Annotated in this window: 5 protein-coding genes; all 5 read right to left on the bottom strand. The window is 64.7% G+C overall.

All coding sequences use genetic code 11. The features are described 5' to 3' along the window. Positions 1 to 441, bottom strand: a 441-nt coding sequence (locus AXW62_RS20425; RefSeq protein WP_174556410.1) for an MIP/aquaporin family protein, incomplete at its 3' end; no start/stop codon positions are given. Positions 442 to 451: 10 nt separating this feature from the next. Further along, positions 452 to 1672 (bottom strand): trans-sulfuration enzyme family protein, encoded by a 1221-nt coding sequence (locus AXW62_RS20420; RefSeq protein ID WP_060945804.1) that lies wholly within the window; start codon positions 1670 to 1672, stop codon positions 452 to 454. After that, the gene (locus tag AXW62_RS20415) at positions 1672 to 3129 is read right to left on the bottom strand and encodes an MFS transporter (RefSeq protein ID WP_060945803.1); all 1458 of its coding nucleotides are present in this window, start codon (positions 3127 to 3129) and stop codon (positions 1672 to 1674) included. The genes AXW62_RS20420 and AXW62_RS20415 overlap by 1 nt, the downstream gene beginning before the upstream one ends. A gap of 56 nt (positions 3130 to 3185) precedes the next feature. Further along, the gene (locus AXW62_RS20410) at positions 3186 to 4067 is read right to left on the bottom strand and encodes an arginase family protein (RefSeq protein WP_060945802.1); all 882 of its coding nucleotides are present in this window, start codon (positions 4065 to 4067) and stop codon (positions 3186 to 3188) included. 156 nt (positions 4068 to 4223) lie between these two features. Next, positions 4224 to 5780, bottom strand: a complete 1557-nt coding sequence (locus AXW62_RS20405; protein WP_079115709.1) for a PucR family transcriptional regulator — start codon at positions 5778 to 5780, stop codon at positions 4224 to 4226. Positions 5781 to 6059 lie beyond the last annotated feature (279 nt).

Here is a 6059-nt window from a genome sequence, read left to right as displayed (position 1 = left end):
TCCTTCGCGATGCAGGCCCCTCAGATCGTCGGCGTCCTCTGGGTTCTGGCCGTCTCCTCCGCGCAGCCTCGGAGCTGTTCCCACCAGGCCACCGGAGAGCTGAGCGGTGATGTATCCGGCCGCGTGCCGCCCTGCGAAGCGGCCTGCGGCGGCGAGGCTCAGTGTGACGACCGGGTTGAGATGAGCACCGGAGATCGGGCCGAACGCGTACGCGCCGACGATCACGGCGAGGCCGATCGCGAGGGCCACGCCGAGGAAGCCGACGCCGGGCGTGTTGTCGACCGGGGACGGGAAACCGGCTGCGAACACGCCGGTGCCGACACCGGCAGCGGTCAGCAGCGCGGTGCCCAGCGCCTCCGCAAGCAGGCGACTGGCATGGCTCGGAACGGGGCTCACTGCTGGATTCGTGGCGGTGGCCTGCGTAGCGGGGGCGGTGGTCATGTCATGCTCCTCAGGTGCGGCCCGCGCCGTCGCCACTTTCGCGGATTGCGTGGTCGATGTCCGCGATCAGATCGTCCGGTTCTTCCAGTCCCACCGAGAGCCGTAGGTGACCGTATTCCCGGAACGGCTCGGGGTAGTTCTCCGAGCCCCCTCGCCCGTCCGGTCCCACATGCACGATCAGCGACTCGTCATGACCCAGCGACACTGCGGACGTGATGACCCCGAGGTGGTTGACGAAGTCGTTCTGACGACGGGAGTCGCCTTCGAGAGCGAACGCGAGCACGCCGCCGTTTCCGCTGCCACCGAACTGCCGCTTCGCAAGTTCGTACTGTGGATGGGTCTCGAGACCGGGGTAGAACACGAATGCCACATCCGGGTGGCCGGCGAGGTATTCGGCGATGCGTTGGGCCGAGCTGAACTGCTGCCGCAGTCGCAACGGCAGCGTGATCGAGCCCCGGCTGATCAGCCAGGCGTTGAACGGTGAGACCACCCCACCCACATCGACGAGCGCGTCCGACCTGACGGGACGGAGCAGATTGGACGAGCCGATCACGACGCCCCCCATCGCATCCCCGTGTCCGTTGATGTACTTCGTCAGTGAGTGGATGACGATGTCGGCGCCGTGCCGCAGGGGTCGGTAGAACGGCGGCGGGGTGAACGTCGAGTCGACCGTCAGCAGGATGCCCGCTTCCCGGGCGATGCCGGAAAGCGCCGTGATGTCGGCGACCTTGGTGGTCGGGTTCGCGATGGTTTCCGTGTGCAGGAGCCGGGTTTGCCGCGTGATCGCCGAGCGCACTGCTTGGAGGTCGCTCGTATCGACGAAGGTCGCCGTAATGCCGTACCGGTCCACCAGCAGTTCACTGAACAGGCGCCAGACCGCCTCATAGGTGACGTCCGAGACGACGACGTGGTCGCCACTTCTCAAGTGAGCGAAGAAGACGGCGTGCAGTGCGGCGACTCCTGTCGCGAACACCACTGCTTCTTCACCCTGCTCCAGCGCGGCGAGCTTGTACTCGAGATCGCGCTGATTCTTACCGCCGTTCCGTGTGTAGATGGGACGCTCGGTGTTCGACCAGCCCATGGTCGACGGGTCCTCAGGCAGGGCGTAGGAGTTCGCCATCACCAGGGGCGAGCGTACGGCGCCGGAGCCCGCATCGACGGCGTTGCCGAGATGCACCGCTTGGGTGGCGAATCCGATGGCCGCCGGATCGTGCTTGTCAGGGCGGGGCATTACGACCGCTCCTCTCCGGTCATCACAGGTGCCGGCTTTGAGGCAGCGGCCTGCGACACGTGGGCTTCGAGTTCGGTCTGCACATTCGGTGCAGACCCATTGAGTGGTTCTCCTGCGGTTTCCGTCAGGAACAGGATCGCGATGAACCCGGCCACCGACATACCCATCAGGTAGTACGGGGCGGCGAGATGGCTTCCGGTCACCCGGATCAGGTAGTCGATGAACACCGGGCCCGTGCCGCCGAAGATCGCGACTGAGATGTTGTACGAGGCCCCGAGACTGGTGTTGCGGCTGCTGGTCGGGAACATCTCCGGGTACGTCGCGTCAAGCGTGCCGTTGTAGAGCGCCACCGGAATGCCGATGAGCGCCAGCCCGACGATGACCAGACCGCTGTTCCCGGAGTCCATCAGCAGGAACGCGGGGACGCTCAGCACGATCATCCACACTGCCCCGACGAACAGCATCGGTTTGCGGCCCACCCGGTCGGACAGGGCTCCGACGAACGGCATCGAGAAGGCCAGCAGCGCCAGCAGCGGCAGGGTGATCAGGTTGCTCTGCGCGTCGTTATAGCTCTCCACAGTGGAGAGATAAGTCGGCATGTACGACGTGAACGCGTACCCGGCCGAGTTCGCCGCGGCCACGAGAACGATGGCGATGAGCATGACGCGCCAGTTCTGCCTGAACACCCGGAGCGGGTTGACCTTCAGCTTCTTCGTACGGTCGCCTTGCGCAGGGGTGCCGTGCTGCTCCAGCAACGCGCAGAAATGAGGCGACTCCTCCATCCGCATTCGCTGGTAGACCGCAATGAGGCCGAGCGGGCCCGCGAGCAGGAAGGGGATACGCCACCCCCAGTCGGTCATCCCGTCCTGCCCGAGCGTCAGCTGGAGGAGGGTGACGAACGTGGCGCCGAGTACGAAACCGAGGTAGCTGCCGCCATCGAGGAGCGCGCAGTAGAAGCCGCGGCGCTTGTCCGGGGCGGACTCGCCGACCAGGCTCAGCGCGCCGGTCAACTCGCCGCCGGCCGAGAACCCCTGGACGACCTTCAACAGCATCAGCAGCACTGCCGCGGCGATCCCGATGGTGTCGTAGCCGGGCAGCACGCCGATGAGAAAGGTCGCCGTCGCGACGAGTGCCAGCGTGGCGAAGAGGACGCGCTTGCGACCGACTCGGTCTCCCAGCCAGCCGAAGAAGAGGCCACCGAGCGGGCGCAGCAGATACGTACTCGCGAATGTACCGAGGACGAAGATGATCTGCGTGGCCGAGTTCGCGTCGGGGAGAAACACCTTCCCGAGGGTGGTGACGAGGTAGCCGAAGACGCCGACGTCGTACCACTCCATGATGTTGCCGACGATCGCGCCGCGGACGGTCTTCTTCAGGTTTTGCGGTTCGATAACGTTGATTGGACCCGTGTCGAGTGCGGCGCCCGGCGGGAGGTATTCGGGGGCTCTTTCCGTCATGACGAACTCCGTTGTTTTCAGGATGACGGTGAGATGGTGGTAGCCACGCCGGTCGGCTAGTTGGTCTTCTTCGCACCGAAAAACGCGAAGTAGTAACAGAGGTAGGCGGCGAGGTTCGAGGTCAGACCTTCGGGATCCTTGAGCGGGTTGACCTCAGTGATGGCGAACGAGTCGCAGTACGGCGCAAGTGCGGACACGAAGTCCAAAGCCTGCCTGGAGGTGAGCCCTCCTGGCTCGTGGGCACCGGCCCCCGGTGCAAACGCGGGGTCGACCGCGTCGATATCGAAACTGAGATGCACGGTGTCAGCCCCTCGGATCTGCTCGAGGACCCGGCGCACACTCTCGTCCGTTCCGATCTTGTCGAAGGTCCGAGCGGTGATCTGAGCTGGTCCCTCAGCTTCGACATACGCGCGGGACGAGGGAAAGTTGAAGTGTCGCAGTCCGATCTGGACGGTGTGCTTGCGCTGCACCCGGTCGAGTTCGAGTGCTCGCCTCATACCGCTCGAGTGGCTGAAGCGACCTTGCTGCTCATTCTCATCCACGACATCCAGATGCGCATCGAAGTGGATGACCGCGATCTGGCCCTCGACGGCGTCATGAACACCCTTTGTCCCGGCATATAGCAGGCTGTCATCGCCGCCGAGCAGTATCGGCACGTTCCCCGCGCGCATGCTGTGTCCCACGCGTGCCGCGATGTTCTCCAGCGTCGTTTCCAGGTCGTGGGCCACGACATGCGCGTCACCGCCATCGATGATGAGGGGTGCCGCATGCAGTTCGCCGGTCTCCAGCGCGTAGACCTGCCCGCCTTCGGCGCGCATCGTCATCCAGTTGAGCGCTGACCGGATCTTCGCGGGCGCGAAGCGCGATCCAGGCCAGCCCAGCGTCGCAGCCCCGTCATAGGGCGCACCGATAAGTTCGAAGGTACGGGAGCTCGACATGCGCTTCCTTCGTTAGCTGGGGGAGTAGTGCTGCGGAGTTCCCCCAGTGTTCGCAATGTGAAGGCAGCGTTCAATCGACGTTACGGTGATTTATGCCGGCGCCCTTCACTGATTCGGTGATCGGTACGAGCGTGAGCGTCATCGAAGGGGGCGGGGTCAGAAATTGCGGCTCGCGGCCCGTGCCTGCAGTGCGAACCAGAGCGTCATCCTGGTGTCGGTCGACTCCATGCTGGAACCGATGTGGCGCTCGATGGTCGCGATGCGCTTGCTCAGCGTCTGGCGATGGATGCCGAGTTCGCGGGCGGCGCTCTCCCAACGACCGTTGTGGGCGAGGAAGACCTTCAGCGTCTCCTCGTACAGGCCGCTGCCGGCTCCCCCGTCGAGATGATCGAGCGGAGACAGGATCGTCGCCGTGACGGCGTCGATCTCGCGTGGCGGGACGAGACCGATGATGGCGTGGTAGGCGCTCAGCTCATCGAACGCGACGGCTGGCCTCGGCCAGGTGCGCATTGCCTGCGCGAGCGCGACGGACGCCTGGCGGTGGGCGAGCTCGATGTCGGCCAGCGCCACTGGGGAACTTATGCCCATGCGCCCGGTGTTTCCGGCGAGGCGTGTCACGAGATCGCGCAGTGCCTGTTCGACGGGCTCGTGCTCTTGGATGATCAGGCTGTAGGTGCTCTTGGCATCATGATCGGTCACGGTCACGCTGGTGATCTCTCGCACCGAGAACACGTCGTGGACGAGCCGGGCGACCGCCTTGGCTCCCGCATCCGGCACCGAGAGCCGGGCTACCCGGACCGGTTTGTGAGCATTCAGTCCCAGGCCGGCGGCGGCGTGCTCCATCTGTGATTCGAGGGTCTTGGCCCGGAGCAGGACCGCGCCGAGGACATCTGATGCGGCGGCGCGCTGCGGGGACAGGCACAGTTGCTGCTCGGTCTCGAAGGACAGCAGCGCGACCGCGCTCGCCGTCACCATCTGATCGAACGCGTCGAAGGGAGAGTCTTTACCCACCACGAGGATCCGCCGGACGTTGCCGTGGGCACCGAGTGGATGGATCCCGATACTGTCGCCGCGTGGGTCGCTCACCGATGCCGCGGACCCCGTGTCGCGGACCCGGAGCAGATCGGCTTCAAGCGCGGCCAGCCGGCGACGAGCCGAGGAGGGGAACACATCGATGACCCGCCCTGTCGCCGTTGTCACCGCGGCCCATCCGTTGATGAGTGACCCGAGCAGGCGGACGACCTCGGTCCGGCCTCGCGTGGTCAGCGCGGCAGAGCTCAGCCGGCGTTGGGCGTCGAACGCACGCTGGGTGAGCCGATGCTGCTCGGCCGCGAGATGAGTGGAGACGAATTCGGAAATCTGCACATAGGAGGCTTCGATCGGGACCTCGAGTACCGGAAGTCCATGTGATTCGGCACGCTCGACGAATGCGGGCGGGACCTGGTGATGCATGCCGAAGCTGTCCCCCGTGCTGAATCCGACCCCGGCGATGCCGTGACTGCACAACCGATCCACATATTCATGGATCACCGCATCGTCAATGAGTCGGATTCCTGTGGTCAGCAGGAATTCTCCGCCTTTCATCCACAGTGTCGGATCAAGCATCTCGCTGACGTGTACCCAACGGATCGCGCGATCGAGGCCACTCGCGCCCGCGACACAGACCAGGTGGGCCTGTTCCAGTTCGATTAGCGAACGGACCGTGACGGTCATATCCCAGTACCAACAGTAGCGTGAATTGCGGAGGTCAAGATTATGCGTCCCATGGCAGCAGAGTGTACTACTACTGCTGCTTGGCTCAATTGGTAATCCCGTCCTGCCCAGCCGCTATTCCTGCAACCTTCCACAGTGAACAATCGACTGGCGGCAAGGGTGCTGAATACCATTTCCGCGCGGTGCGGCGCTGTGTGATTTTATCGTGCCGGGTGTCGGGGGCGGTTGACGATTTTGGCCAAGGTGAGCGATGTGACCGTGTCGCATACGCCGGGGAGT

The sequence above is a fragment of the Streptomyces hygroscopicus subsp. hygroscopicus genome (genome assembly GCF_001553455.1).
Taxonomy (GTDB): domain Bacteria; phylum Actinomycetota; class Actinomycetes; order Streptomycetales; family Streptomycetaceae; genus Streptomyces; species Streptomyces hygroscopicus.
The sequence above is the reverse complement of the archived record's forward strand: the minus strand, read 5'-3'. Positions and strand labels throughout refer to the sequence as shown.